The sequence below is a fragment of the Primorskyibacter flagellatus genome, assembly GCF_014638275.1.
GTDB lineage: Bacteria > Pseudomonadota > Alphaproteobacteria > Rhodobacterales > Rhodobacteraceae > Pseudooceanicola > Pseudooceanicola flagellatus_A.
On sequence record NZ_BMFJ01000006.1, the window covers coordinates 1 to 26,887 of the forward strand.

General features: G+C 59.2%; 20 protein-coding genes and 2 pseudogenes. 7 read left to right on the forward strand and 15 right to left on the reverse strand.

The features are described from left to right. The 13 genes from IEV87_RS22140 to IEV87_RS22200 all read right to left on the reverse strand — a co-directional run. On the reverse strand, positions 1-4,349 hold a 4,349-nt coding region (locus IEV87_RS22140), incomplete at its 3' end, for a strawberry notch-like NTP hydrolase domain-containing protein (protein WP_188479823.1). Positions 4,350-4,864: 515 nt separating this feature from the next. After that, positions 4,865-5,500, reverse strand: a complete 636-nt coding sequence (locus IEV87_RS22145) for a hypothetical protein (RefSeq protein ID WP_188479824.1) — start codon at positions 5,498-5,500, stop codon at positions 4,865-4,867. Positions 5,501-5,603: 103 nt separating this feature from the next. Further along, positions 5,604-6,080, reverse strand: coding sequence for a DUF6915 family protein (locus IEV87_RS22150; RefSeq protein ID WP_188479825.1), 477 nt, complete (start codon positions 6,078-6,080; stop codon positions 5,604-5,606). A gap of 1 nt (position 6,081) precedes the next feature. Continuing rightward, positions 6,082-6,465 carry a DUF6878 family protein gene (locus tag IEV87_RS22155; RefSeq protein WP_188479826.1) on the reverse strand — a complete coding sequence of 128 codons (384 nt, stop codon included), beginning with the start codon at positions 6,463-6,465 and terminating at the stop codon, positions 6,082-6,084. A 79-nt stretch (positions 6,466-6,544) separates the two neighbouring features. Continuing rightward, positions 6,545-6,841 (reverse strand): hypothetical protein, encoded by a 297-nt coding sequence (locus IEV87_RS22160; protein WP_188479827.1) that lies wholly within the window; start codon positions 6,839-6,841, stop codon positions 6,545-6,547. Between the two features lie 117 nt (positions 6,842-6,958). After that, a complete protein-coding gene (locus IEV87_RS22165; protein WP_188479828.1) occupies positions 6,959-7,339 on the reverse strand; it encodes a DUF3768 domain-containing protein in 381 nt (126 codons plus the stop codon). Between the two features lie 125 nt (positions 7,340-7,464). Further along, positions 7,465-9,636, reverse strand: a complete 2,172-nt coding sequence (locus tag IEV87_RS22170; protein ID WP_188479829.1) for a ParB/RepB/Spo0J family partition protein — start codon at positions 9,634-9,636, stop codon at positions 7,465-7,467. Positions 9,637-9,785: 149 nt separating this feature from the next. Next, complete coding sequence (locus IEV87_RS22175) at positions 9,786-10,244, reverse strand: acyl-CoA thioesterase (protein WP_007120589.1); 459 nt, start codon at positions 10,242-10,244, stop codon at positions 9,786-9,788. 73 nt (positions 10,245-10,317) lie between these two features. Continuing rightward, positions 10,318-11,199 carry a helix-turn-helix domain-containing protein gene (locus IEV87_RS22180; RefSeq protein ID WP_227511477.1) on the reverse strand — a complete coding sequence of 294 codons (882 nt, stop codon included), beginning with the start codon at positions 11,197-11,199 and terminating at the stop codon, positions 10,318-10,320. A gap of 52 nt (positions 11,200-11,251) precedes the next feature. Continuing rightward, on the reverse strand, positions 11,252-12,454 hold the full coding sequence (locus tag IEV87_RS22185) for a CaiB/BaiF CoA transferase family protein (RefSeq protein ID WP_037930974.1): 1,203 nt from the start codon (positions 12,452-12,454) through the stop codon (positions 11,252-11,254). After that, positions 12,454-13,608 (reverse strand): iron-containing alcohol dehydrogenase, encoded by a 1,155-nt coding sequence (locus IEV87_RS22190; protein ID WP_037930977.1) that lies wholly within the window; start codon positions 13,606-13,608, stop codon positions 12,454-12,456. Before IEV87_RS22190 ends, IEV87_RS22185 begins: the two co-directional genes overlap by 1 nt. 18 nt (positions 13,609-13,626) lie before the next feature. Further along, positions 13,627-14,787, reverse strand: coding sequence for an acyl-CoA dehydrogenase family protein (locus IEV87_RS22195; RefSeq protein WP_037930980.1), 1,161 nt, complete (start codon positions 14,785-14,787; stop codon positions 13,627-13,629). Positions 14,788-14,802: 15 nt separating this feature from the next. Beyond that, a complete protein-coding gene (locus tag IEV87_RS22200; protein WP_037930983.1) occupies positions 14,803-15,597 on the reverse strand; it encodes an IclR family transcriptional regulator in 795 nt (264 codons plus the stop codon). 180 nt (positions 15,598-15,777) lie between these two features. On the opposite strand from IEV87_RS22200, the gene IEV87_RS22205 reads away from it, so the two are divergent. Together IEV87_RS22205 and IEV87_RS22210 are read left to right on the forward strand one after the other, a co-directional pair. Then, positions 15,778-17,223, forward strand: a complete 1,446-nt coding sequence (locus IEV87_RS22205; RefSeq protein ID WP_073194559.1) for an NAD-dependent succinate-semialdehyde dehydrogenase — start codon at positions 15,778-15,780, stop codon at positions 17,221-17,223. Positions 17,224-17,231: 8 nt separating this feature from the next. Next, positions 17,232-19,271, forward strand: a complete 2,040-nt coding sequence (locus tag IEV87_RS22210) for an FAD-dependent oxidoreductase (protein WP_037930989.1) — start codon at positions 17,232-17,234, stop codon at positions 19,269-19,271. Here IEV87_RS22210 and IEV87_RS22215 read toward each other — a convergent pair. Together IEV87_RS22215 and IEV87_RS22220 are read right to left on the reverse strand one after the other, a co-directional pair. Further along, positions 19,259-20,007, reverse strand: a pseudogene (locus IEV87_RS22215) (IS5 family transposase); the annotation flags it as partial. The gene IEV87_RS22210 and the pseudogene IEV87_RS22215 sit on opposite strands and share 13 nt — an antisense overlap. 324 nt (positions 20,008-20,331) lie before the next feature. Further along, positions 20,332-21,359 (reverse strand): annotated as a pseudogene (locus IEV87_RS22220) (IS110 family transposase). A gap of 287 nt (positions 21,360-21,646) precedes the next feature. Here IEV87_RS22220 and IEV87_RS22225 point away from each other — a divergent pair. The 5 genes from IEV87_RS22225 to IEV87_RS22245 all read left to right on the forward strand — a co-directional run bounded on the left by IEV87_RS22225 (position 21,647) and on the right by IEV87_RS22245 (position 26,885). Then, positions 21,647-22,549: an alpha/beta hydrolase gene (locus IEV87_RS22225; RefSeq protein WP_017468330.1), complete on the forward strand. Its 903-nt coding sequence runs from the start codon at positions 21,647-21,649 to the stop codon at positions 22,547-22,549. Between the two features lie 115 nt (positions 22,550-22,664). After that, the gene (locus tag IEV87_RS22230) at positions 22,665-24,302 is read left to right on the forward strand and encodes a flavin-containing monooxygenase (RefSeq protein WP_009804217.1); all 1,638 of its coding nucleotides are present in this window, start codon (positions 22,665-22,667) and stop codon (positions 24,300-24,302) included. 72 nt (positions 24,303-24,374) lie between these two features. Then, positions 24,375-25,130: an SDR family NAD(P)-dependent oxidoreductase gene (locus tag IEV87_RS22235; RefSeq protein WP_009804216.1), complete on the forward strand. Its 756-nt coding sequence runs from the start codon at positions 24,375-24,377 to the stop codon at positions 25,128-25,130. Between the two features lie 76 nt (positions 25,131-25,206). After that, a complete protein-coding gene (locus tag IEV87_RS22240; RefSeq protein ID WP_009804215.1) occupies positions 25,207-25,965 on the forward strand; it encodes an electron transfer flavoprotein subunit beta/FixA family protein in 759 nt (252 codons plus the stop codon). After that, complete coding sequence (locus IEV87_RS22245) at positions 25,965-26,885, forward strand: electron transfer flavoprotein subunit alpha/FixB family protein (protein WP_009804214.1); 921 nt, start codon at positions 25,965-25,967, stop codon at positions 26,883-26,885. Before IEV87_RS22240 ends, IEV87_RS22245 begins: the two co-directional genes overlap by 1 nt. Positions 26,886-26,887: the final 2 nt, after the last annotated feature.

Here is a 26,887-nt window from a genome sequence, read left to right on the forward strand (position 1 = left end):
ACCCGCGCCAGCACGTCAATGCCGTCCACCGGAATGAACACCCGCGTCTTCCACTGGATCACCTCGGTGAAGCAGCCCATGGCTTTCAATCCGGACAAGGCCGCGCCCGAGGCGCCAATGAGTTCAAGTCTCGGCTGTCCCATGACGAGCGAGCGGCGCAGTTGGTAACCGCCGAGGAGGTTCAGGGTCGTCCTGGCTTCCATAACCGCGGTAAAGACCTCCTGCGGCGTCATCTCGATCTGGCAGTCGAGCCCAAGGCGCGCATAGACGTTCAACAGCTGTTCTTGGCTGACCAGTCGACCGATGGCGCGTTCCCCATCTTCGGTCTGCAGGCGGTAGATGCGCATGTTGTCGGCAGGGAGGCGGTCCCAGATCGGCAGAAGAAGCCCGCAGATCAGCGTGATCTTTGAGGTGGTGAACTCCGGCACGGCGTCGACCTCGGCCTGCCAAAGATGCTCGAACATCGAGTCATCGATCTCCTCCCAGTGCGATGTCGAGAACTCACTGAACGCGAGGATCTCGGTTCCCATGGGACGCAGCAGTTTCACCCGCAGGATCGGAACACCATCCTCATCCATGAAGGCCGGCGCCTTGATCATCAGCGCCGCGCGTTTGGAGCTCTTGTTCCAGCACAGTGTCGCACCTTCCGTGTTTGCGCAGATCGATTTGACCCGGGGCAGGGTGAGGGGGTCGTTGCGATCGGTACGCTCCACGGTCAGGGCAGCTGCAGTCGCCCCCGTCGCCTCATGCTCGAAGATCACCTTGCGATCAACGATCTCGAACTTCTCGGCGCGCAGGGTCTCTAAGCCGACATCCAGTGTGCCCGCCTGGCGCGCATCCTCGATGATGGCCGAAAGGAACCCGCCAAAGGCCTCGAAGATCGCGTCCTGCATGTCGATGCGGAGCGCCAGACAGCGGTTCAGGAACTGCTGGATCGGCGGCAGATTTTCTTTCATCGTGCCATCCGCCTCATCGAGCGTCAGGCCCGTCATCTCCTGGAATTTCGCGTAGGAACAGGCCTCGATCTTGCCCGCGCGCAGCTTGTAGAAGAACTGCCGCAGCGCCGCCCGCGCGTAGGGGCTCTCGAGGTTGTCTTCGGCGCGGAACATGTTCTGCCCACCGGTCTCGCGTTGCCCCTTGGTGATGGCCCCGAGCGTGTCGAGGCGGCGCGCGATGGTGGAGAGAAACCGCTTTTCACCCTTCACATTGGTCGCCACGGGGCGGAAGAGCGGCGGCTGCGCCTGATTGGTGCGGTTGGTGCGCCCCAGCCCCTGGATCGCGTTGTCGGCCTTCCAGCCGGGCTCGAGGAGGTAATGCACCCGGAGGCGCTGGTTCTTGGCCCCGAGATCGGCGTGATAGCTGCGCCCCGTGCCACCCGCATCGGAGAAAATCAGGATGCGCTTGGCATCATCCATGAAGGCCTGCGTCTCTCCGAGGTTGGAGGAGGCAGGCCGGTTCTCGACCTTGAGCCGCCCCTCGCGCGTCTTCACGATGCGCCGCTTGCGCCCCGTGACCTCGGCCACAGCTTCCCCGCCGAAATGCCAGAGGATCTGATCGAGCGCGCCCTGCACCGGGGCGAGGGCGCCCAGATGTTCGACCAACTCGTCCCGCCGCCGCTCCGCCTCGCGGCAGATGATCGGATTGCCATCACCATCAAGGGCCGGACGGGAGCGCAGATCGCCATTCTCGTCGGTGTAAGGTTCAAACAGCTGCGTCGGGAAACTATGCATCAGGTAGTCCATGATGTTCTCGCGCGGAGTAAAATCGACCTGCAAATCGTCCCAGTCCGAGGGCGGAATCTCTTCGAGGCGACGTTCCATGACCGCCTCGCTGGTTGAAACCACCTGAATGACCGCCGAATGGCCCGCCGCCAGGTCCGCCTCGATCGCGCGGACCAGCGAGGGGCATTTCATGGCGGTGATGAGGTGGTTGAAGAAGCGCTGCTTGTTGCTCTCGAAGGCTGAGCGCGCGGCGGATTTCGCCTGAGGGTTCAAAGTGCCGGTCTCAGACGAAATACCTGAGGCCTGAAGGGCGGCCTCAAGGTTGTTGTGGATGATCTGGTACGCATCGGCATAGCTGTCGTAGATCGCGACCTGGGCGGGCGTCAGCTCATGCACCAGCATCTCGTATTCGACCCCGGCATAGGAGAGGGACCGCGCCAGATAGAGCCCGAGCGCCTTCAGGTCGCGCGAGATCATCTCCATGGCCGCGATGCCCCCGGCTTCCATCGCGGCGACGAACTCAGCCCGTGTCACGAAGGGAAAATCCCCGGTACCCCAAAGCCCGAGACGCGAGGCATAGGCGAGATTGCCGACGACCGTCGCCCCTGTGGCCGAGACGTAAAGGACGCGGGCGTCAGGAACCGCGTTCTGCAGTGCGAGGCCCGCAAGACCCTGCTGGGACGCCTTCTTGTCGCCGCGGTCGGACTTTTCGCCGGCGGCATTTGCCATGGCATGGCTTTCGTCGAAAGCGATGACCCCATCGAACCCGTCCCCGAGCCAGGACGTGACCTGGTCGAGGCGGGAGGCTTTTCCCTCGCGTTCCGCCGAGCGCAGCGTGGCATAGGTGACAAACAGAATGCCCTCGGGGAGGCGGATGTCGCTCCCCTGACGGAACTTCGAGAGCGGCACGATATCGCTTTCGCGGCCCCCGAGTGCCATCCAGTCGCGGCGCGCATCCTCGATGAGCTTGTCGCTCTTTGACACCCAGACCGCGCGACGGCGCCCTTTGAGCCAATTGTCGAGGATGATGCCCGCGACCTGCCGCCCCTTGCCGCAGCCCGTGCCATCGCCCAAGAACCAGCCCTTGCGCAGCCGGAAAGCACCTTCGTCGTCTTCGGCCGCCGCCATCAGCTGGCCTTCGATCTCCCCGCGCTTGAACCAGCCCTTCAGGTGCGTCTCATGGGCATTTCCCGCATAGATGACGCTTTCGAGTTGCGGCGCAGAGAGAAGGCCGCCCGCGACGAGCGATTTCGGCAGGACGGGGCGGTAGGTCGGGACGGGCGGCGGCACGGAGGCCATCGCGGCAGATTGTACCAGCGCTGTGGGATGTCTCGCTGCACCGTGGATCCGGATCGATTGCAGGTCATAGGCCTCGTAGACCGTATCCTGCAGTACGCCATCTAATTCACTCCAGGCTTTTGGCAAGTAGACGAGCGGGGCCGTCTCGATGTCGTCGAACGGGTGCTTGGCCCGTTCCTCAGCGAGGGCTCGGGTTTCCTGGCGGGCGGCGTTGCGCAAAGCGCGCGGGTTGGTGCGGATCGGGCGGGTCGGCACAGACAAAGCTGAATTGGTAGGGCAGGGCGGAGGGCTGCGGCGCTCCGGGCAATGCGCGAGCACTGCGGCGAGAAGGTCAGCGGTGCTCACGCAGAGCGGATGATAGGCAGCCTCGATGTCGACCGGCGCGGACTCGCTTTCGCCCGCCGCGCGCTTGTCGATCACCGTCAGCCTTGTGTCGATCGTGGTGCCATGCCGCGCGAAGACCTTGCCGTCGATGGCAGCAGAAAACACCACATCCGCGCTTTGCCAAATCCGCTGAAACGTCGACTGGAAGCTCTTCGTCGAGGGACGAAAGCTCTCTCCGGTGATGACCACAAGCCGCCCACCCGGCGCAAGGCGGGCGAGAGCGGACAGAACATGCTGACTGGTCGCCTGCCGGAACTTACCCTCGACAAGGTTCGCAGCAGAAAACGGCGGGTTCATCACGATGACCGAGGGCGTGATTGTGCGGTCGAGCCGATCGTCGATCGAGGCGGCATCGTGGTCTGAGACAACGGCCTCAGGAAACAGGTGCCCGAGCAAGGCATGGCGGGTCTCGGCAAGCTCATTGAGCGTCAACCGCGCACCCGCGATCCGTGCGAAGATCGCCAACATGCCGGTGCCCGCCGAGGGTTCCAGCACCAGGTCGCCCTCGCGAAACCCCGCCGCCTGCGCGACGATGGCCGCGAGAGGCAAAGGGGTTGAGAACTGTTGCAAGCGCACGCTATCTTCCGAGCGCCGCGTGTGGGAGGGGGCCAGACCGGCGAGACGCTCGATCATGAAGAGGAAAGCCTGCGGCGCTGCGGCTTGGCGCTGCATCAGCGCGCCATAGCGGGCGAGCATCAGGATCTGCGCAATCTCGGCGGCCTCATAGGCGTCTTTCCAGACCCAGGCGCCGCTGGTGTCACTGGCGCCGAAAGCCTCTTCCATCGCGGTTCGGAGGGCGGCAGCGTCGATGGATCTGCCGGCCTCGAACTGCGGCACGAGGGTTCTCGCAGCCTGGATCAGGTTTTGGGCGAAGCGCGAGGCTTCCGGACGGGCAGGGGCCTCGGGCGCGGCGGCTAGAGGAATGGAATGGGGGTGAGCGTTCATCGGCAATCTCCGGGGTTGAGGGTTGGCCCCGAGACCCGCGTGCACTCTCTCACCCGGGAGGGGTCACCCCTCCCGCCCTGTCTCTCGCTCTTTCATGGCATTGCTGATCTCCGCTTAACCTCGGAAAGTTATCCCCAGAATCTGGGGATGGGGCTGTGGGCGCTGTCGCGGAAGTCCTTGTCAGCTTGAAGCTTTATCGGTGCGCCCAAGTTTTGGGCAAGGTGCGACCTCGGCATCCAACTAGTGGGCACCTCATTGACCGAACGGCGACCGACAAACCGTGGTCAACCTTCAGAAAGAGCTCTGAACAAGAAAAAGGCGGCATCCGGGAGGAGGTGGATGCCGCCGATTATTCTGGATCGGTTCAGGGAGGAGGAGAGAACCGATCACAACTTCAAGATAGTGGCTATGCTGCGACCGCACAATAGCTGCGCCATGACAATTCTGCATTGCAGCAATGCGAGGCCGATTGGGATTCCCGTAAGAAAGGGAGCGTATGCCACCTGTGCCGGTTCTTAAGGATGAGCCCGCGCTTGAGCGGCAGCGGACTCGCGTGTTTGACTCGGCAAAAGTGCTGGCACCGCCCGGCGCGCCTCGAGCAGACAGTCCAGCTCATAGTCGCCGACGAACCCCCAGCAGGCGTCGACTTCCTCGCCGTCATGTTCGATGATATAACCGTACACTCGACCGGCGAGGTAGGCGTCGTAGCTGACGATTTCAGCGCGCAGGATGTCTTCAGTCTTTTCACGCAGCGCCTTGGTTACGCGCTTCACGCCGAACTCTTCCCGAACTGCCTCAAGCGTCACATAGACATAGCCGACCTGGCCGGAATCCCACGGGCAGTGGAACCCGATGGTGTTCATCGCGAGGCCGGAATGGTCGTAGAGATAAACCGGCAAGATGATCGCCTTGCGCTCGGCGCGCTCGCGCAACTGATCCATCGAGAGATCGCTCTGATCCGAAACGCCCGCAAGATCGCGCAGGAACACTTCGGGGCTATCGAACTGATGGCCGTCTCCAAGCCGATAGCGCCGATGCCAGCAGATCAGGGTGCCGAGGTTGGACCACTGCCGTGGGCTTTCGGGATCGAGGTCGTGGTAGATCTTGATGGTATGGCCGTGATAGGCCTCCTCAAAGACGGCGTCGTGCATGTCGATGTCCTTTCTTGGAACGAAAACGACCCGCCAGGCCGATTGGGCGCAGGCAGGTCGATCTGGATGAGATGAGATGGTGGTGAGTTCGCCGCCCGGCGGATCAGGCGGCGGCGCGGTTTTGGCGATGCTGAACGTGCTCGACCGAGACTTTCAGAAGCCATTCCTCGAAGCCGAGAATGGTCTGGTGATTTGCGACCGCGAGGACCCAGGCCGCGCGCGGATCACCGACGATCTGGGTCGGGTCGTTGTCGATCCGGCCGTTGGCCATCCACGGTTCCGGTTGGATGCGTCCAAGCCAGTCGGCCAGCGACGGGATGCGCCCTTGGCAGTCCTCACGGACATGCTGTTCACCGATCCAGCGGATGGGAACAACCCGGCCCGCGCTGTTGGTCAGGCTGCGGCCGAAGTGACGTTCGGCATCATAGATCCCAACCGTATGATGTTTTTGGGCTCTGTGAACAAAGAGACCTAGGTGCTCTTTGGATGAGTCGAACCAATCATGCACATGCTGGTAATCATCTGGAACTCCGCCGAACTTTCGGGCCGAGCTTTCAGCGTGATGGAGGGGATGTGCCATGTCAGAGCCCCTCGTGTTCGGTGGTGTTGGTCTCGATGTAACGGTTCGAATGACTGACATCGATCTTGTCGGTTTCGAGCACCCAGGTCAGCTCGCCATAGCCCCCCTCGTTGTTCTCGAACCCGGGGCTGAGCGCATAGGCAAAGTCCCAGCCGAAATCTTCGACGCGGCGGCGCAGGTCTTCTGTCAGGGTGATCGTGTCAGGCGCCACGACGACATCCTCGACATTGCCGGAATCGCCGTAGCCTTCGTATTGCACCTCGATGTTCGTCACGCCGAGGGCACGCAGCTCGGAGAGAAGGGCCGCGCGGGTCTCGACCCTCTGCTCGGTAGCCCGTTGCTGCGCTTCCAGCATCTGCGCGTAGAAATCATTCACTTGTGTCATGTCTTCGATCCTTTGGAATTGAGGGAAGGGGAGGGCGACCGTTGCAACTGGTCGCCCAAGAGGTTTCCTGCGGGCGGCTTCAGGCCGCGGCGTCGCCGCGTTTCTCAGCCGTCAGGTCAACCAGGTTGAAATAGAGGTTTTCGGTCGCGCGCTTGAACCCCGGCGGTTTGCGCGGGGCGAGGCAGCGCACCGAGGCACTGCAGCTCTCGCCATGCTCCATCGCGAATTGCGTCACTTGGTCGATGAGGTCATCCATGCCGGCAGCCTGGATGCGCTTTTCGGGGTAGTTCGCCATCATCTGGAACTGGGTGACAACAAACGCGCCATCGCGATGCGCGGGATAAAGGGTGATCTGGTAGTCGAGTGTTTTGGCCATCTCTGGTCTCCTGCGGCGGGCAGAACGCAATCATCGCGCCCCTTGGAACCCGCCAGCGCAAAAGGACCGCCCTTTGTGCAAGGACGGTCCCGGGGCGATGTCGATGAAAAGGGGGCGTCAGTATTCCGACGGCAGAAGCAGGGTCAGAACCCGGCGCGTCTGTTCGGGATCGGAGGGCTCGGGCGAGCCGTACATGTAGTCGACGTCGTACAAATCGACCTTGAACCAGACCGTAGTTCCATCGAAGTCGATGACACCCATCTCGTGCCAGCCATGGGGGTCGCTGTCAGCGTTGAACGCGTCAAACGAAGCGACGCGGCGGGTGAGAGCGAGCTGGGCGTCCGGCCCTAGTGCTGCAACACCACGGGTCATCACGAACTGGCCCTGCGGGGCATCGGCGACGGAGGTGGTCCCGAGAATGGAGCGACGAAAGGCATCATTCTGCCCGGCGATCAATTCGGCTTCCTTGACGGGATCGATATCGAGTGTGGTGGTCATGAGAATTCTCCGGGACGGGCCAGCCGATCAGACACCGGCTGTGTGAAACCCGTCAGTCGGATAGGGCCGCCCTCTGCGCGAGGACGGCCCATGGGTTAGTCAGGGTTCAGAGCGGCGCCTAGGTCTCAAGCGGCATCACTGCTGAGAAAGGCGGGCAAGGCATCCGGTTCGTCATCCGAGGCCGAAATGGACTCCTCGCCGGACTGATCTTCGCCAAAGGTGGTTTTCGCCGCATCAACGGGGAGGTCGAGGCCACTATCCGATGCACCAGAAAACACCATCCCATCGGGCAGCCATCGCGTCGTCTGTGCAACCGTTGCGGCGTCGAAACCTTCCGTCTCGCTCGCCGTTTCCGCGAACGCCCGCTCCATCGCGGCCGCGATGTCACCTTTACGCTCGCGGTTGCGATCCTCGGCGTAGTCGTCGCCGATGAGCTTGCGCGCCGTGGCCACTGCATGGCCCTTGTTGACCCGCCCCCAGTAGTTTTGCGCGGTCGGGCGCCAGCAAGCCGCCACATCGACATCAAGCCGCGTGCCGATCTCCTCGATGATCGGGGAAGGCCGATTGTCGGTGCTGAGCTGCGGCTTGATCGCAAGACCCGTGGCCCAGGCGAACAGCGCCTGCTTGTCCGCAAGGGGCAGCTCGGACATCGCCCGGAAGTCCTTTGGCTTCTCCAGCTTCATCCAGTCGGTGGCGAGGTCTTGTTCCAGCGCCTCGAGCATCTTCTGGGCGACGGTATCGGCATGCAGCACCTCGCGATTTTGCGCCTGGAAGGGCCGGATCGAGATGTCGATTGCCTCATTGTTGTAGGACCGGCCCAGAGCTTGCTCGCAGAGCGCGTAGAGCATCGCATCGAAGGCCACCTCGAAATCCGCCGCCAGATGCGCCCGCAGGATGTGCTGACGCGTCGCGCGCAGATCGTCGGCAATGCTCGCCGAAATCCCATCCGCCTTGCGCAAAGTCGCGGCCGGATCGGAGGTCGGCACCGGCGACGATGAGGTCGGCGGCGCCACATGCGGCCGGGCAGGGGAGTGGGCATCACCCGCATCAGCACGGGCCTCATCCGGCTCGGGTGCGGTGGGAATATCCGCGGGCCGCACCAGGCCTTTCTCGACCCGTAGCGCGCCGTCATGGCCGATGGTCAGAACCACGCCCGCAATGGCGCGATCTGCATCCGCGTAAGGCTGCCGCTCACGCTGCAGGGCCTCAATTTCGCGCAGGCGCGGTTCGATTGCGTAATATTCTTCGGTCTCGGCGTGGGTCCAATCCTCGCCGTCATTCTGCGCCGCCAGTTCTTCCTCGCGCGCGATGAGACGTTCCTCTTCGGCCAGCAGGTCCGGATCGGGTTCGACATCCTGCGGATAAACCCGTCCGAAACTGCGAAACGCACCGTAATCCACCGAGAGGTGCACCTCGACCCATTTCCACGTCCCTTCGAAGGGTTTGGCCGCAGCCTGGAGCTTCTCGATCGCGAGGCGCTCCAGGAGGTCGGGGTTTTCCATATGGGCGCTGGCACGATCGTCAAAGAGATCCCGAAGCAACACACCGCCCGCTGCCTCATAGGCCTCGATACCGACAAAGCGCCCGAGGGTCGAGTTCGCCGAATGCGCCGTCTCGGTCAGCTGGCGTTTGATACTTTGCGGGTGGATGTGATAGCCGCCTTTCACGGCGTTCCAGACCGCCAGCTGGCGGTCATGATCGTCGGTCAGGGTGAAGGCCATCACGCATTCTAGGGTCAGGTCGCCAGCACGGAACTGTTCGATGATCTCGGGAGCAACGCGGGCGAGTTTGAGGCGACGGCGCACGAGGTCGACGGAAACGCCGAACTTCAACGCAATCTCGTCCTCGCTGCGGCCTTCGGCGATCATCTTGTCGAAAGCCTCGAACTGGTCCGCCGGGTGCATCGCCGCGCGCTGAAGGTTTTCCGTAGCGGAGGTGAGGATGGCGTTGCGCTCGTCCTCGATGAGGCAGGGCACCGGGTGATCTGCGGGAATGATACCGTCTTCGGCAAGCTGCTTCAGTGCCTTGAGGCGGCGCCCTCCGGCATCGACGGCAAAGCGTGACTCAGACAGCGCATGCACCACCAGGTTCTGCTTGATGCCGGTCTCGCGAATGCTTGCAAGAAGCTCGGCGTCATCACTGGCGCTCGCGGCGACTTTGCGGACGTTGAGGGGGCTGGTCTCCAGCTGGTCGAGCGGGATCATCCGGATGTCGGCGGCGCCGTCAGGCGCTGCCGATCCGGCAGCTTCGGTCTTCTTGGTGGTGGCGGGTTTCGTTCGATTTGTGGTCTTGGCCATGGTCAGGATCCTTGTCTCGCCGGACCCGGATGAGACTCTCTCTATCCTTTCAAGCCCGGCACCCGGGCTTCCCTTTCTCTGGCTTTTTCTTGTGTTCCCTTACATGAGATCGTTTTGCACAGGCTTTGCTGTCTCCAAAGCCTACAGGCCTAGCTCACTGTTTGATTTTCCGAACCCACTTCCGCGAGCAAAATCTGCCGAATTGAGCTTTCAATTTTGACTTTACCAAATGTTGAAGCATCTCGGAAAACTGACTTCGTTTCGCATTCGAAGCAAATCAAGTCATGCTGACGGCCGACAACTTTTAGACCAACTGAACTTTCCCCGACATGGACCACATAGACCTCACATGCTAGGTTCGCGCCTGCTTTCACCGGCGCATGGAATTGTAGGTCCATAGAGACAAAAGGCATGGCCGTGTTTCTTTCCGTGAGGAGAAAAAGCCAGCCCCGGCCTGAAAGCAAATCGTCCCAGAAAGTCTCGATTGCTTCCAGCGCGAAATTCGTAATCCGGCCAGTAAAGGCGATTCCCAGCTGGTCACAGTCGCCAAAGAAAATCCTGCGTTCGAAGGCAAATCGTGGTTTAAATTCTGTTTCTGGTACATTCATTGCAGCGTTACGGGCTCAACATTTCTTTGTCTCTGGTGCGTGACAGCGATAGGAAGGAATAGTTTTCCGGTCATTATGCCATGCGCCGGAATTCGGCGGGGGTCGCACCTGTCATTTTTCGAAAAGTTCGACTAAAATGACTCTGATCTGCAAAACCGCAGTCAAGCGCGACCACTTTCAGGGGGGCATTACCCTTTCTCAGCATCTCCTGGGCCTTCGATATTCGCTTGCGCAAAACATATGCATACGGTGCCAACCCAAACTCCGCCTTGAACTGACGCGAAAAGTGAAACTGGCTGAAACCGATAGATGCGGCCATGTCTTCCAGACTGAGGTTTTCACCTAAGCAGCTTTCAACGAGATCGATGATTCTCTGCCTTTGAGCAGGGCTGAAGTTCGAGTTTGCGTCGCTGGTCAAAGAGACCTTGGCGTACTGACGCAGAAGGTGAACGGCGATCTGGCTGCGCAGGGCGTCGATGATCAATCTCTGGCCGATTCCACCGTTCTTTAGCTCATTCTCTAGCAATTGGATGCAGTTCAGGATACAGGGGTCCTTCGCAGATAGCCAATCATTGATCTCAATGGACTTCGGGTCACGGTCAAAGACCGAAAGGGCCGTGTTTTCGAGTTCGCTGTGATTGAGATAGACGTGTCTAACCGTGATAGGCTCGGACCAACTCCAAGTGGATTCCTCTGCACGCGTGAGCAAGGAAATCCTACCTTTCTCTACGCGCGCGCTTTGCCATGGGCCGCCACTCGTGCGGCGCATAGTGGTTGGCGCGCCATCATATGCAACAATCATATAGTCGCGCATGGGGGGAATTGCCGCGTCTTGTCGCTCATAACGATAGCCCTTCAGGGTAATGCCGTTCCAGTTGCACCCGGAACTGTCCAACGTAGTCGTGCCGGGAATCCATTCGGGTATCCGGTCCGGTGATATGAGCAATCTTTCCATCTTGGCCTCCCTGAACTTTTTCACGATCGTCCGCTTGAGCTGAAATTTCGGCTTAGGTCGTCTCGCGCATCCGCGGTTCTTCTCGAACGATATCCGCTTGAGTCAATCTATCGATTTCAGCTTCTGTCAGTCCAGCCTCGCTAAGCAACTGCCTACTATGCTGCCCGAAGCGAGGCGGTGCCGCGCGAACCGCTCCGGGGGTACGCGACAAGCGTGCTGGCACGCCGGTGCCGCGGTAGGTGCCAACTGATACCACCATTCCGCGATGTCGGGTGTGTGGATGCTCCAACGCTTCATTCACATTCCGAACGACTCCGGCGGGAATCCCAGCTTTCAAAAGCACCGGCTCAAGTTTGAAGGCGTCATGTTGCACCAGGCACTCTGACAAGACCTCTGTCATCTCTGACCGATGCGCAAGACGCGCGGCATTGTCGGCAAATCGTGGATCGCAGGGCACCTCAGGTAGGCCAAGCACGTCACAGAGTTTTGCGAACTGACCATTGTTACCGATAGCCAGATAGAGTTTGCCATTACTTGTTTCGAACATGTCGTATGGTACGATATTTGGATGCCCATTGCCGGTCGCCATTGGTATCTGTCCGGACATGAGGGAATTAGCCGCTTGGGGATGCATCATGCTGATCGCGCAATCATATAGCGGCACTTCGATGGCTTGGCCCAATCCGGACCGGCCCCGTTCCAAAAGTGCGGCGAGAATAGCGTTACAGGCGATCAGACCGGTGCCGATGTCCACGATGGGCGTACCCATGCGTGTCGGGCCTTCGGAGGGATTGCCGTTGATGCTCATGAGGCCCGTCATAGCTTGTACCACGGCGTCATAGCCGGGAAAACCGCCAAGTGGGCCATCGGAACCAAATCCAGTCACGTGGCAGAGTACCAGTCTAGGAAAACGTGCCCTGAGAACATCATCATAACCAAGCCCCCATTTTTCAAGAGTACCAGACTTAAAATTGTGAACTAAAACATCTGCATCCTGAAGAAACCGCAATATCAGGTCGCGCCCTTCCGGTTGCTGCAGATCGATAGCGATGGACCGCTTGTTGCGGTTGGCGCCAGAGAAATAGGCGCTGAGTTCATCATTGAAAGGCGGGCCCCAACTGCGGGTCTCGTCGCCCAGAGGCGGCTCCACCTTGATGACCTCAGCGCCATGATCCGCAAGCATTTGGGTGCAGTAAGGCCCGCCCAGCACGCGGCTGAGGTCGACCACCTTGATCCCGTCCAATGAGCCAGCCATCAAAGCGCCTCCTGATAGAGGCGCGACACATCTTCGGCTGTCATGTCGCGCGGGTTGGTCTCCAGCAATCGCGTGATACCGGTCACGACCTCATTAGCCATTCCGGGAATGGCTGCCTCGGTCACTCCGACACCAGAAAGTCGAGACTCAAGTCCGCTTTCGACTAGCATCCGTTCCATCTCGTCGATCAGGCCATGGGCCGCAGCCGCATCAGAGTTAAAAGGCCGCGAGGGCAGTAGTAACCGCGATAGACGAGCATATTCAGCTTCTGCAACGGGCATGTTGAACCTCATCACTGGTCCTGCGACCAGAGCGTTTGCGTGCCCGTGAGGAACCTTGAAACCTGTTCCCAGTGGGTATGACAAGGCATGAATCGCCCCCACGCTGGCATTAATGAAGGCCATCCCAGCCAGTGTCGCCCCCAACAGCATGGCCTCTCGCGCTGACAGGTCCGAAGGCGTTTCCATGACGATTGGTAAGTTCTGACCGAGAAGCACCAGCGCTTTGTCCGCCATTCCATCGGAAATGGGATTCTTTCTGGTGCGACTGGTTACTGCCTCAATGGCGTGAACCATTGCGTCTAACGCCGTGGCCGCTGTGATGTGACGAGGCATTCCCAATGTTAGCTTTGCATCTAGCAAGGCAACGTCAGGCAGAAGCTGCGGTGCATATACCGCTTTTTTTTCGTGGCTTTCCGAAGTCAGCACGGACACCCATGTTACCTCTGATCCGGTCCCTGCCGTGGTTGGCACCTGAATCAGTGGCAAGCGTTTATCGGTGACCTGATTGATCCCGATCATGTCCGTAATCGGTTGATCGTTGGCTACCGCCGCTGCGATGACCTTGGCAGTGTCCAGTGAACTGCCGCCGCCAAGTCCGATGATTCCGTCAGCACCAAAGGCCCGCGCGACCTCTACCGCGGCCTCGACGACAGCGATCGGGGGGTCCGCTTTGACTTTATGAAAAATCTCAACCTCGATGCCAGCAGCCCTAAGTGAGGCGGCTGCCTCGTCCGCAAAACCACAGGCCAATATGCCCGGGTCCGTCACGACCAGCGCACGGGTGCAAGACAAATCTTGCATCAGGCTGCCGATCCGGCCAAGCCCACCGCTCTCGCAGACGATCCTCGGGGTGGAAAGGAAATTGAAGTCCATAGTTTGTCTTCGCTCCTGTTAAGCTGCTGCAGTGCGGATCATATTCCGCGCGATCAGTATTTGCTGAATCTGGGTTGTCCCCTCGTAGATGCGGAAGAGACGCACATCGCGATAGAAGCGCTCGACCGCATATTCGGCCATGTATCCTGCACCGCCGTGGATTTGCACTGCGCGATCGGCCACTCGACCTACCATCTCACTGGCAAACATCTTGCAGCAGGCAGCATCAGTCGACACGTTCTGACCAGCGTCCTTGCGGCGTGCTGTTTCTTCGATCATGCAACGCGCTGCGAAGGCCTCGGCGCGACTGTCAGCCAGCATGGCTTGGATCAGTTGCTTTTCAGCGATGGGTTCACCGAATTGTTTGCGTTCAATCGCATAGGATAGGCTGTCACGGATCAGCCGTTCGGCGGCGCCCACACAGACGGCAGAAATATGCAGTCGGCCCCGATCAAGGACTTTCATTGCCGTTTTGAAGCCCTTGTTCAGACGGTCCGGCCCGCCGATGATGTTCGAGGCAGGCACGCGGACATTGTCAAGGATGACGTCGCATGTGTGCGAACCCTTCTGCCCCATCTTCCTGTCAGGCTGGCCAAGCGTTATGCCCGGCGTCCCTGCCTCGACGAGAAAAGCGCTTACGCCGGCAGAACCTTTCACCTCTGGACTGGTCCGGGCAAAAACCGTGAATAGATCGGCACGCGGCGCATTGGTAATGTAGCGCTTCGTGCCGTTCAGTAGGAAATCGTTTCCATCACGCCGCGCAGTGGTGCGCAGACCGCCAGCATCCGAACCAGCATCTGGCTCGGTTAGGGCGAAGGATGCGATCATATCTCCGGAGGCGAGAGCTGGTAGATACTTCGCCTTCTGCTCGTCGGTTCCATCGATGATGATTCCCTGCGAGCCGATCCCGTTGTTTGTGCCAACTAGCGACCGGAACGCAGGCGAAGCCTGGCCAAGAACGAAAGCGGCTTGCACTTCCTCTATCATCGACAAGCCAAGCCCGCCGAAATCCTCCGGGATCGACATGCCGAAAAGGCCCATCGTGCGGATTTCATCGACCAGCATAGGCGGAATCACATCTTCATCGGCGACGCGATCCTCGTAAGGGATTAGTCGCTCTTTCACGAAGCGGTCGAGCGCGTCGAGAAACTGGGAAAGGGTATCTGTATCAAGGGCCATTATGCTCTCTATTGTTCAGGGTGCGACCGCCGCAACGCGGCGGACAAGATCGACAAGGCGGTGCGCGACGTCGCTTTCGATCCAATCGCGCGTAAGGGTTTGCGAAGGACCGCCGCAGTTGAAGGCAATGATGGGTGAGCCGTCCGTCGGCACGAAGGGCACTGCTACTGCGTTCACATCACGCTTCCACTCCGTGAAGGACGTGCAATAACCGTACTGTTGGTAGTCTTCGATAGCTGCTTCGATTCCGGGCTGCACATTCGGCCAGTTGTCACCCTCATGTTCCTCCACAAGGGCCAGAATTCTGGCCTGCTCATCCGGGCCGTGTGCCGCTATGCAGGCGCGACCAACCGCGGTAGTGGCCAGTTTAATATGGGCACCAACCTCAATCGCCAGCGTGACGGCGTTGGTGCCCTTGCACCGCTCTAGATAGACCATCGATAGTCGGTCACGACTGGCCATGGCCGCCGGCATACCTGTGTAATCGGCTAATTCCTGCATAAAGGGCTTTGCGAGTTGCCGCAGCGGAATCCCTGCAAGGCAGGAGAAACCCAGCGAAAGCACTGGAGGGGCCAGTCGATAGCGTGCTGTATCCGGATCGTAGCTGAGGTATTCCAGCTTGTTCAGTGTATAGGCCAGCCTTGAGACCGTCGATCTGCTCAGGCCAGTGCGCTCGGCCAACTCACCATTCCCCAGAGCTTCCCCTTCCCGCCGAAAGGCCCGCAACAGCTCCAAGCCGCGCGCCAACGCCGTGACAAAATCGCGGTCCTGTCTCTCGGCGTCCTTGGTGCGGTCTTTCCTTGGTCTCACGACATCCCTCCTCGGGAAGAATTATGCGTCTTGAAACACATCTAAACGATCGATAACGTCCGCGTCAATACTGTGGTAAACTTTTCCGCTATGCGGAAAACTAAAGTCGTCCATCTGGTCCCCTTCGTGCCGGATCCTGCGGATGACACAACTGAGCGAGGGCATAACGCCATGAAAGAAATGAATTATCCGACCATCCAGCACCTCATCGGACGGGACTGGATCGCTTCTCCCACGCCGGAGGATCGTGCAGTCATAAACCCTGCAAACGGGCAAACTATCGGACAGATTCCGCAGGCTAGCGCCGCAGATCTGGACCATGCGGTTCACTCGGCCGAATCAGCTTTTCGCCGATGGAAAAACAGCTCTCCCATGGAACGAAGTGCAATTTTGCGACGGTTTGCCGACCTGCTGCGCCAAAATGACAGACTGATCGCTGGCTGGATCACTCTCGATGAAGGCAAGCCGCTGGCTGAGGCCTTGGCTGAGGTCCGCGCCTCAGCTGACCACGTCGACTGGCACGCCGAGGAATGTCGGCGCATTTATGGGCGCATCATTCCATCGCGCAGCCCGGGGGTACAGCAGCTTGTCGTGCGCGAACCGATAGGCGTCTGCCTTGCCATCACGCCTTGGAATTTTCCGCTGAGCCAAGCGGTACGCAAGGTCGCGGCGGCGCTTGCGTCAGGTTGCACGATGATCTTGAAAGCCCCGGCAGAGGCTCCGGCGGGCTGCATGGCAATTGCGCGCTATCTGCTGGATGCAGGCTTGCCCGAAGGCTGTCTGAACCTTGTCTGGGGTAATGCGGCCTTCATTTCGGAAACTCTTATTGCGCGCCCCGAGGTGCGCAAGATCACCTTCACCGGTTCGGTCGAGGTGGGCAAGCATCTGGCAGAATTGGCTGGCCGCCACATGAAGCGGGCGACGATGGAACTCGGCGGTCACGCGCCCGTATTGGTGTTCGACGACGCCGATGCCACGGCCGCGGCGCGCGCCTTGGCGGGCAACAAGCTGCGCAATGCAGGCCAGGTGTGCATCGCCCCAACCCGGTTTTACGTACAACAAGGCATCTACGACCGATTTCTGTCCGAGCTAGTTTCAGCATTTGAGAGCGTAAAGGTGGGCGATGGTTTAACCGAGGGCACACAGATGGGGCCATTGTGTCATCGCGGACGCGTGAATGCGATGGAAAAGCTCGTCGAGGATGCCCGCGAAAACGGTGCACGGGTGTTGACGGGAGGCAAAAGGGTTGGGAATCATGGTAACTTCTATGCCCCGACAGTCGTCGATACGCCCAACGACGACATCGACTTGATGCGCGAAGAACCCTTCGGCCCGATTGCTGTCGTCTCGTCTTTTCGTGAAATAGAGGACGGACTGTCGCGGGCCAACGGGCTACCCTTCGGGCTGGCGTCCTATGTCTTTACCAATTCGTTGGAGCGTGCAGATAAAGCAGCTGCGGGTTTGCAGGCAGGTATGGTAAGCATCAACCAGTTCGGCCTGGCTCTGCCCGAGACTCCGTTTGGCGGCGTAAGAGACAGCGGCTATGGGACTGAAGGCGGGACAGAAACCTTCGAAGGCTATCTCAATACCAAATTTATCTCGCGCAATCGAGCGCCAGTGCTGTGAGGATGCCCATGCCTGTTGAATTAAGCTTCTCAAATGGCGCAGCAATTCTGACCATAGACAATTCGCCGCTTAACCTAATCAACGCGGAGGTTCGGGCTGGAATACAACAATGTATCTTCCAAGTCCTCGAAACTGGCGCTACCAGGCTGATTATCACCGGCGCAGGAACGACGTTCGTCGCGGGCGCGGATGCGAAGGAATTCGGACAGTTGCCTGTTGATCCACAACTAAATGACGTGCTGTTGCAACTTGCGCACCTTCCGATTCCGACTATCGCAGCCATCAACGGGGCTGCGCTTGGTGGGGGACTAGAGATTGCTCTGGCTTGCTGCTATCGCATCGCCTCAACTTCTACCAAACTGGGCCTGCCAGAGGTAAACTTGGGGATCGTGCCTGGCGCAGGGGGAACCCAAAGACTGCCGCGACTTATCGGTATTGAAGCTGCGCTTGACATGATCGTCACCGGGAAGGCTGTTTCCGCCGAGCAGGCACTGAAAATAGGACTGATCCAGCTGCTAGCCGATGACCCGCTTGGCGCGGCCATAGCTCTCGATGACGCTGTTCTAGAGGCGGCACAGGCACCCGACAATCTTCCTTCACCAATGCCAAACCACTTCGCAGCGGAAGTCGCCCGCGCGCAGGTAGCGCGGCGTATGCCTGGCCAGAATGCCCCGCATGTTGCGGTGGACCTGGTCGCGGCCAGCGCGATGACGCCGCTGCACGACGCACTGGCCAGCGAGCGCGCTGCGTTTTTGGACCTTCGTGCCTCGGATCAGGCGCGGGCCCTTAGGCACGTTTTCTTCACCGAGCGTACCGCAACCAACAAGGGGCGCACCTACCCCCGACCTTCCCGAGATGCTGAAACCGCCATCGTGGTCGGTGGTGGTAATATGGGAGCAGCTATTGCGTACACGCTAGCGACCGCAGGGATCTCGGTGACTGTCGTCGAACGCAGTGCCTCGTCCGCAGAGTGGGCCAGAGAAAACCTGCAAAAGCTGATTGATCAGGGTATCAGTCGCGGCATTCTGTCCCCCGATGCGGGAAAGGCGGTTGAGGACCGGCTGGTTACGGTCTCAGGCTATGACGCTCTGCCACCAACCGATCTAGCAATCGAGGCGGCCTTCGAGGATTTTGCGGTCAAGAGCGCGATCTTGACCGAACTCGAAGGTGCTCTGCCGCCCGAGACGATTATTGCCACAAACACATCCTATCTCGATGTAAATCGGCTTTCTGATGGGTTGAAGCACCCAGCACGCTTTGTAGGGATTCATTTCTTCAGTCCTGCGCATATTATGAAGCTTCTGGAAGTCGTCAGGAGCGACCGAACGTCAGACGATACATTAGGTGCAGCATTTGTGCTGGCGCGCAGGCTTGGTAAAATCCCGGTACTGTCTGGTGTTTGCGATGGCTTCATCGGAAACCGAATTTTGTCTAGCTACCGTCACGCCGCTAATCGCCTTCTGGTGAAGGGGGCTATTGTCGACGAGATCGACGCGGCTATGCGCGGATTCGGTATGGCGATGGGTCCATATGCTGCACAGGACATGTCGGGGCTGGACATCGCCTACGCGAATATCCGTCGCAAGGCCGCTGCAGAAGGGAACTGCTGTGGTCACATGCCCTTGGTCGAGCGGCTGGTCGAAAAGCACAAACGCCTAGGACGCAAATCGGGCGCCGGATGGTACGACTATGGGCCGGACGGCAAACCCTCACCTTCGGAGCTGGTCGCTAGCGAAATACTCCGTGTCTCAGAAGAAATGAACTTCACTCGCCGGGAGTTCTCAGCTGACGAAATCGTAGAAAGGCTCTTGCTCGCAATGGTGGCGGAAGCCTGCGATATCCTTGACGAAGGCGTCGCAGAAAAACCGCAAGACATCGACCTAGTAATGATTCACGGCTACGGATTTCCCCGCTGGCGGGGAGGCCTGATGCACCACGCCAAAAATATCGGCAAGGATCGGTTGGCCGCGCTGTTTAGCGCGCTTGTCAAAGAGGACCCTTGCGACTGGAGGGTGCCTCGTTATTTAGAAAGGGTTTTCGCGACCTGACGGTCAAAGTCCCGCGCCATAAGGCGCTGCCCCAGCAACTTAACACAGTGCATCTTCGTCTCGACGCGGCTTAGGCGGTGATGGTCTTCCAAGACTTTGCGTTCTTACCTGGTGGGATAACGGCGTGGACGCCACGGTCCGCAATCGCGTCCTGGCATTTTCGTGTGTCATACGCACCGTCAGCCGTGACACTGCTGGTCTGCCGGGATCTGTTCAAGAAGGTTGGGTAACACTGGAGCGTCACCGATGTGGCTCCCGGTGATCTGAACAGCGCGCACTTCCAACGTTTGCTCGTCGATCCCGAGGTGGATCTTGCGCCAGACCCGTCGCTTGGGGCCGCCATGCTTGCGGGCATGCCACTCACCTTCAAGCTTGATCCCCGTGCTGTCCACCAACAAGTGCAACGGCCCTTTGGAGCCGCGATACGGGATGTTCACGGCCAGGGTCTTCTGGCGCCGGGACAGGGTGCTGAAGTCGAGCACCGTCCAGTCGAGACCGATCAGCCGCAACAGGCTCTCGACGAACCCGGTCGCCTGTCGCAAGGCCATGCCGAACAGGACCTTCATCGAAAGACAGGTCTGGGTCGCGGCGTCGCTGTAACTCTTCTGCCTGTCGGCACGGCCTCCCAGCTCATCTCGGGGTCAAACCAGATCGTCAGCGAGCCACGGCGCTTGAGCGCTTCGTTATAAGCGGGCCAGTTCATGGTCTTGTATGTCGGGGTTGTCGGTCTGCTCATGCACCTCAGCTACCACGCTGGATTCATAAGATGAGTCCGACACGGGATTTGTGCATGCATGCCCCCATTGGTGCAAGTGATTTTTTGAACGGCGCGAGCGTGTGATCGGGTGCGGTCATGTATCAGGCCTCTGTGTGCGGCGCTGATGTAACCGCGGGCCGGTATGGCGATGCGCGGACCAGAGGCATATCAACAAACCGAGCTCGGTGGCTCCTGCACAAATGCTGCTTTCTCTGACCCGGATCTGATCGATCCTTTGCCCTTACTTTTCAGTGACCTCCTCACACTCCCAACTTACCGGGACGTCGTGGCATGCCGTCTTCGCTATGCCATCGCCGCCACCGGATTCCGGTAATCCTCTTGTTTCATTATGATGGCCCAGAGGCCACGCGCCATCTTGTTGGCCAGCGCAATCGCGGCGACCCATGCGCGGCTTGCGGGTTAGTAGGCGTTTCAGCCAGCCATTATTCGGTGTGTCAAACCGCTCGACAGCCTGGAGGACAGCCATAGCGCCAGAGACCAAGAGTGTCCGGAGTCGCGCTGTCGCATCTTCGAGGTCTTCCCGAGCCGGGCTTTGCCGCCCGTCGAGTGCTGCTTCGGCACAAGCCCAAGCCAGGCGGCAAAATCGCACCCGCGCCGGAAGGTGGCCAGGTCACGGGCAAATGTCTCGATCGCAAGCGCCGTGACAGGAACCACGCCCGGCATGGTTTGTGTTCGGCGCACCAAGTCGGCTTTCTTGGCGGCACATCGCATCTTCGCGTCAAGCTCTGCAACACGCGTATTCAGCCCCTCAATCTGCCCCAGATACATCCGGCCGAGGTCACGAACCTCAGCATGCAGCGCGGTGTCATCACCTGCGATTGCGTCCGCGAGTCGCTTGAGATGGGCAGGCCCGCGGGCCGCGACCAATCCGTGTTCGGCGAGGTGGCCGCGTAAAGCGTTGATCATCTGGGGGCGCTGGCCGACAAACATCTGCCGCGTGCGAAACAGCATGGCACGGGCCTGCTGATCTTCCGTCTTCACTGCGAAAAAGCGCATGGTTGGACGCAATGCAGCCTCCAAGATGGCCTCTGCATCGGTCGCATCATTCTTCTGGCGTTTGACGAACGGCTTCACATAGACCGGCGGTATCAACCGCACGTCGCACCCCAGCTTCTCAAATTCGCGGCCCCAGCCATACGCCGTGGCCACGCCTCCATGGCGATCATGCATTTGGGTTGCTGTGCCACGAACGCGAGAAACTGGCCTCGTGAAAGCTTTTTGCGAAACGCGACTGACCCATCATTGTACGCACCATGCAACTGGATAACGCGCTTTGCCAAGTCGACACCGATAATTTTAATTTCGGACATAGATGCTCCTTCCTTCTGTGATGGCTTTTAACGCTCATCATAGTGGCACATTGCGATGCCGTCGGGAGGGGGTATCCACGCCATCAACAGAGCCTAGTAACGGGCATATCTGCCTCACGACAGGCTGAGCACGATCATACTATTTCCAAAGCAGGATTGTTCAATACATGGCGCATTTTTCGCCCTTACTCTGAGATAATTGGCGTATGCCGTTGACCGTTTGACGTCTTCGAGATTGGCGACGTCAGTTGGTGGCTTTGCCAAATGTTATGCTTGGGAGGATAAACATGGAAATCAGTAGAGAAGCCGATACGCTGCGGGCGCTTTATCAGAATTGGACCGATCAGATGGTCGAGAACCCAGACCTGACGATCGCGAACCTGCGCAGCATGTTCGATGAATGGGGGCAGCCCGCACTAGAGCCGGAAAACGTTAGCTACAAAAGCGATCATGTCGGAGGAGTTGAGGCTATCTGGGCCCTACCAGCCGGGGCAGATACCTCGCGTGTAATTGTTTACACTCATGGTGGCGGCTTTGCCGTCGGCTCAGCCGATAGTCATCGAAAAATGGCAGGGCACCTCGCTAAGGTGCTTGGGGTTACGTCGGTGATCCTGCACTATCGGCGCGCACCCGAGCACCCATTTCCGGCGCAGATCGAAGATGCAGTAGCCGCATACAAAGCGCTGCTGGATAAGGGTTTCAAGGCAAGAAATATTCTGACGGCTGGCGACAGTGCTGGCGGCAATCTTGCCATCGCCAGCGTGCTGAAGTTACGCGAACTTGGGTTGCCACTGCCCGGAGCGGTCATCGCCTATTCGCCCTGGCTCGACATGGCGATGCGCGGGGAAACACTGGAAACCAACGCGGAAACCGATGCGCTAGTCGGCAAACCGATCCTCGAAGCGATGGCGGGGATGTTCCTCGGTGAAGGCACGGATCCGCTTAATCCGTTGGCCAACCCGCTGGAGAACGATTTCACCGGTTACCCGCCGCTCTATATCAATGCCGGAGGGGCCGAGACGCTTAAGAGCGATGCCGAACGGTTGCACGAAAAGGCCAAGGCACAGGGCGTAAACGTGACCCTGTCTATCGTCGAAGGCATGCAGCATGTCTTTCCCGCGCTTTCGGGACGCGCGCCCGAGGCAAACGAGGAACTTGGTCGCATCGCCGCATGGTATCGGGCCCTCTGAGACCTGTACTCGCACTGCATTGCGGTGCGGTGCGAGACAAACCCCTACGAAACATTCATCTAGCATCTCACCCGCAATCTGCGGGGCGGAGCGGTCTTACTCTGGGAGGAGTGATATGAACATTCAGACTGAGAATACTAAAACGGTCGGAGCGGATTTTGACGCAGTCGTCATTGGCGCGGGCTTCGGCGGGCTTTACGCTGTCCACAAACTTCGCAACGAGCAGGGACTGAACGTCCGGGGCTATGACAGCGCCAGTGACGTTGGCGGCACCTGGTGGTGGAACCGATATCCCGGTGCGCTGTCAGACACGGAAAGCTATGTCTATCGCTATTCTTTTGACAAAGAGTTGCTTCGAAAAGGCCGCTGGAAAACCCGGTATCTGACCCAGCCCGAGATCCTCGAATACATGAACGAGGTAGCGGATCATCTCGATCTTCGACGCAGCTACAAGTTCGACACCAAAGTGGATGGCGCGCACTATAATGAAAAAACCGGTCTCTGGAACGTGATCACTGATAGTGGTGAGACAGTTACCGCAAAATACCTTGTCACTGGCCTCGGTCTCTTGTCCGCAACGAATGTTCCAAAATTCAAGGGCATCGATGATTTCAAAGGCCGTATCTTACACACAGGTGCCTGGCCCGAGGGAGTGGACTTGAGCAACAAACGCGTGGGCATTATCGGCACCGGCTCGACGGGTGTTCAGGTTATCACTGCAACGGCACCAATTGCAAAACACCTGACTGTTTTTCAGCGCTCTGCACAATATGTCGTGCCGATTGGGAACACCCCGCAAGACGATGCTACCATCGCCGAGCAAAAGGCGAACTACGATAATATCTGGAATCAAGTGAAGAATTCTGTTGTGGCCTTCGGCTTCGAAGAAAGCGCCGAACCCGCCGAAACCGCCTCGCCCGAGGAACGGGAGCGGGTCTTCGAAGCCGCCTGGCAGCGCGGCGGTGGTTTCTATTTCATGTTTGGCACCTTTTGCGATATTGCGACCAGCCAAGTGGCCAATGATGCGGCCGCTGACTTCATCAAGGGCAAGATCAAGCAAATCGTGAAGGACCCCAAGGTCGCAGAGAAACTGACGCCGAAGGACCTTTACGCCAAGCGCCCGCTTTGCGGAAACAACTATTACGAGGTCTACAACCGAGACAACGTGACCCTCGCCGACGTGAAGGCCGATCCGATCGCAGAGTTCACTCCGAACGGCATTCGTCTCGAAAGCGGCGAGGAGCATGAGCTTGACATCGTAATCTTTGCCACTGGTTTCGATGCGGTCGACGGCAATTACGTCAAAATGGACCTCCGCGGACGCGGAGGCGTGACCATGCGCGACACTTGGAAGGAAGGCCCACTCGGTTACCTCGGCATGATGGAGGTAGACTTCCCTAACTTCTTCATGATCCTTGGCCCTAATGGCCCCTTCACTAACCTGCCCCCCAGCATTGAGACGCAAGTTGAATGGATCGCTGACACGATTTGCGCAATGGAAGAAGAGGGGGTTCAAAGTGTGGAGCCAACCGTGGAGGCGCGCGACGCTTGGGTTGGCACCTGCCGTGAAATCGCCGACATGACACTCTTCCCCAAAGCTGAAAGCTGGATCTTCGGCGCAAATATCCCCGGAAAGAAGAATGCGGTGATGTTCTACATGGCCGGGATTGGCAATTATCGCAATGCCATTAGTGCGGTTAAGGAGGAAGGTTATACATCCCTGATCCGCGACCGCACTGCCGAGAAGGTGTAAAGAATTCCGTCGGGCATTAAGAAAACCCGGCGGAAACAATTAAATTTGTTCATGAACACTCAGGAGAGAACTATGGGACGGGTATCCGGAAAAGTCGCACTGGTAACAGGTGGCGCCATGGGCATGGGAAAAGCCCATTGTGAAACGCTGGCACGTGAAGGCGCGCATGTATTTGTAACCGACCGTGATACGGAAGCGGGTGAAAGCGTAGTAAAAGGTATCATTGGAGCCGGAGGGAAGGCGGAATTCATTCAGCATGACGTGACGCTTGAAGAAGATTGGAAGAATGTCATCTCCACGGTGCAATCAAGTGCTGGTCGACTTGATGTGCTAGTGAACAACGCTGGCATTCTCATTCTGAAGCCGCTCCACGAAACCTCGCCTGACGAATTTGACATGACGATCAACGTCAATGTACGCGGTGTTTATCTCGGTATCCGAGCCGCGGTTCCATTGATGAAAGAGACCGAAAAAGCATCAATTATCAATATTTCTTCAATCTATGGGATTGTTGGTGCCGCTTCGGCGGGAGCCTACATTGGATCCAAAGGCGCCGTACGGATGTTGACCAAATCCTGCGCAGTCGACCTGGCCGAAAGTGGCATACGTGTCAATTCGATCCATCCCGGTGTCATCGATACTCCCATGACAAAAGATCTGCTACACGCCGACGAAGAGACCCGGCAGGCAATTCTGGGGGCCACGCTGCTCAAGCGGCCAAGCAAACCTGAAGAGGTTTCGAATGCGGTCCTGTTCCTCGCATCGGATGAGTCATCGTTCGTTCACGGAGCAGAGATTGTAGTAGATGGCGGTTATACTGCGAATTGACAGAGACACATCCCAAGTAACGGCCTGGAACCCGGGCCGTTACTGCCATTGCAAATTTCCAAGACGATAAACGCCAATGAAAATAATTGCACCTATAAAACACCTAATTGATTACAACGTGAAGGTTCGCGTTAAGGCGGACGGTAGCGGAGTTGGTCTCGCGAATGTGAAGATGTCGATGAACCCGTTCGACGAGATTGCGGTTGAAGAGGCGATCCGTCTGAAGGAAGCGGGCAAGGCGGACGAGCTTGTCGTCGTGTCGATCGGCGTGAAACAGGCGCAGGAAACGCTGCGCACGGCGCTGGCGATGGGCGCGGACCGGGCGATCCTCGTCGTGGCCGCCGACGACGTGCACCAAGATATCGAGCCGCTGGCGGTGGCCAAGATCCTAAAGGCCGTGATCGACGCCGAGGCGCCGGGCCTGGTGATCGCGGGCAAACAGGCGATCGACAACGACATGAACGCGACCGGCCAGATGCTGGCGGCGCTGCTGGGCTGGGGTCAGGCGACCTATGCCTCTGAGGTTGCGATCGAGGGCGAGCATGCCGTCGTGACCCGCGAAGTGGACGGCGGTCTGCAGACCATCAAGGTGAAGCTGCCGGCGATCGTCACCGCCGACCTGCGCCTGAACGAGCCGCGCTACGCCTCGCTGCCCAACATCATGAAAGCCAAGAAGAAACCGCTGGACGAAAAGACCGCCGCCGATTTCGGCGTCGATGTCACGCCGCGCCTGACCGTCGTCAAGACGGCAGAGCCCGCCGCGCGTTCGGCCGGGGAAATGGTTGGCTCGGTCGACGAGCTGGTGTCGAAGCTGAAAGAAAAGGGGATCGTGTAATGGCTGTTCTTCTCCTTGCAGAAATCGCCGGTGGTGCACTGGCGCTGGACGCCACCGCCAAGGCGGTGACCGCTGCCAAATCGCTGGGCGATGTGACCGTTCTGGTTGCGGGCCCCGCTGCCGCAGGCGAGGCCGCGTCGAAGATCGACGGCGTGGCAAAGGTTCTGGTGGCGGATGACGCCGCCTATGCCAACGGCCTGGCCGAGCCGGTCGCCGATCTGGTGGTCAGCCTGGCAGGCAATTATGAACATATCGTTGCTCCGTCCACGGCGAGCGCGAAAAACATCCTGCCGCGCGTCGCGGCGCTGCTGGACGTGATGGTTTTGTCGGACGTCACCGCCATCGTGGACGGGTCCACGTTCGAACGCCCGATCTACGCGGGCAACGCGATTCAGACGGTAAAGTCCAACGATTCCAAGAAGGTACTGACCGTCCGCACCACCGCCTTCGACGCGGCTGGCCAGGGTGGTTCGGCCGCCGTCGAGGCCATCGCAGCGGCCGGCAACGCGGGCCTGAGCGCCTGGGTCGAGGACAAGGTCGCGGCGTCGGATCGTCCGGAACTGACCTCGGCCAAGATCGTGGTCTCGGGCGGTCGCGGCGTCGGTTCCGAGGAGAACTTCGCGATCATCGAGGGCCTGGCCGACAAGCTGGGCGCGGCGGTCGGCGCCTCGCGCGCGGCGGTGGATAGCGGGTTCGCACCGAACGACTGGCAGGTCGGCCAGACCGGCAAGGTCGTGGCGCCCGAGCTGTACATCGCGGTCGGGATTTCCGGGGCAATTCAACACCTTGCAGGCATGAAGGACAGCAAGGTCATCGTCGCCATCAACAAGGATGAAGAGGCCCAGATCTTCCAGGTCGCCGACTACGGCCTGGTCGCAGACCTGCTCGACGCCGTCCCGGATATGACAAAGGCACTCTAAGA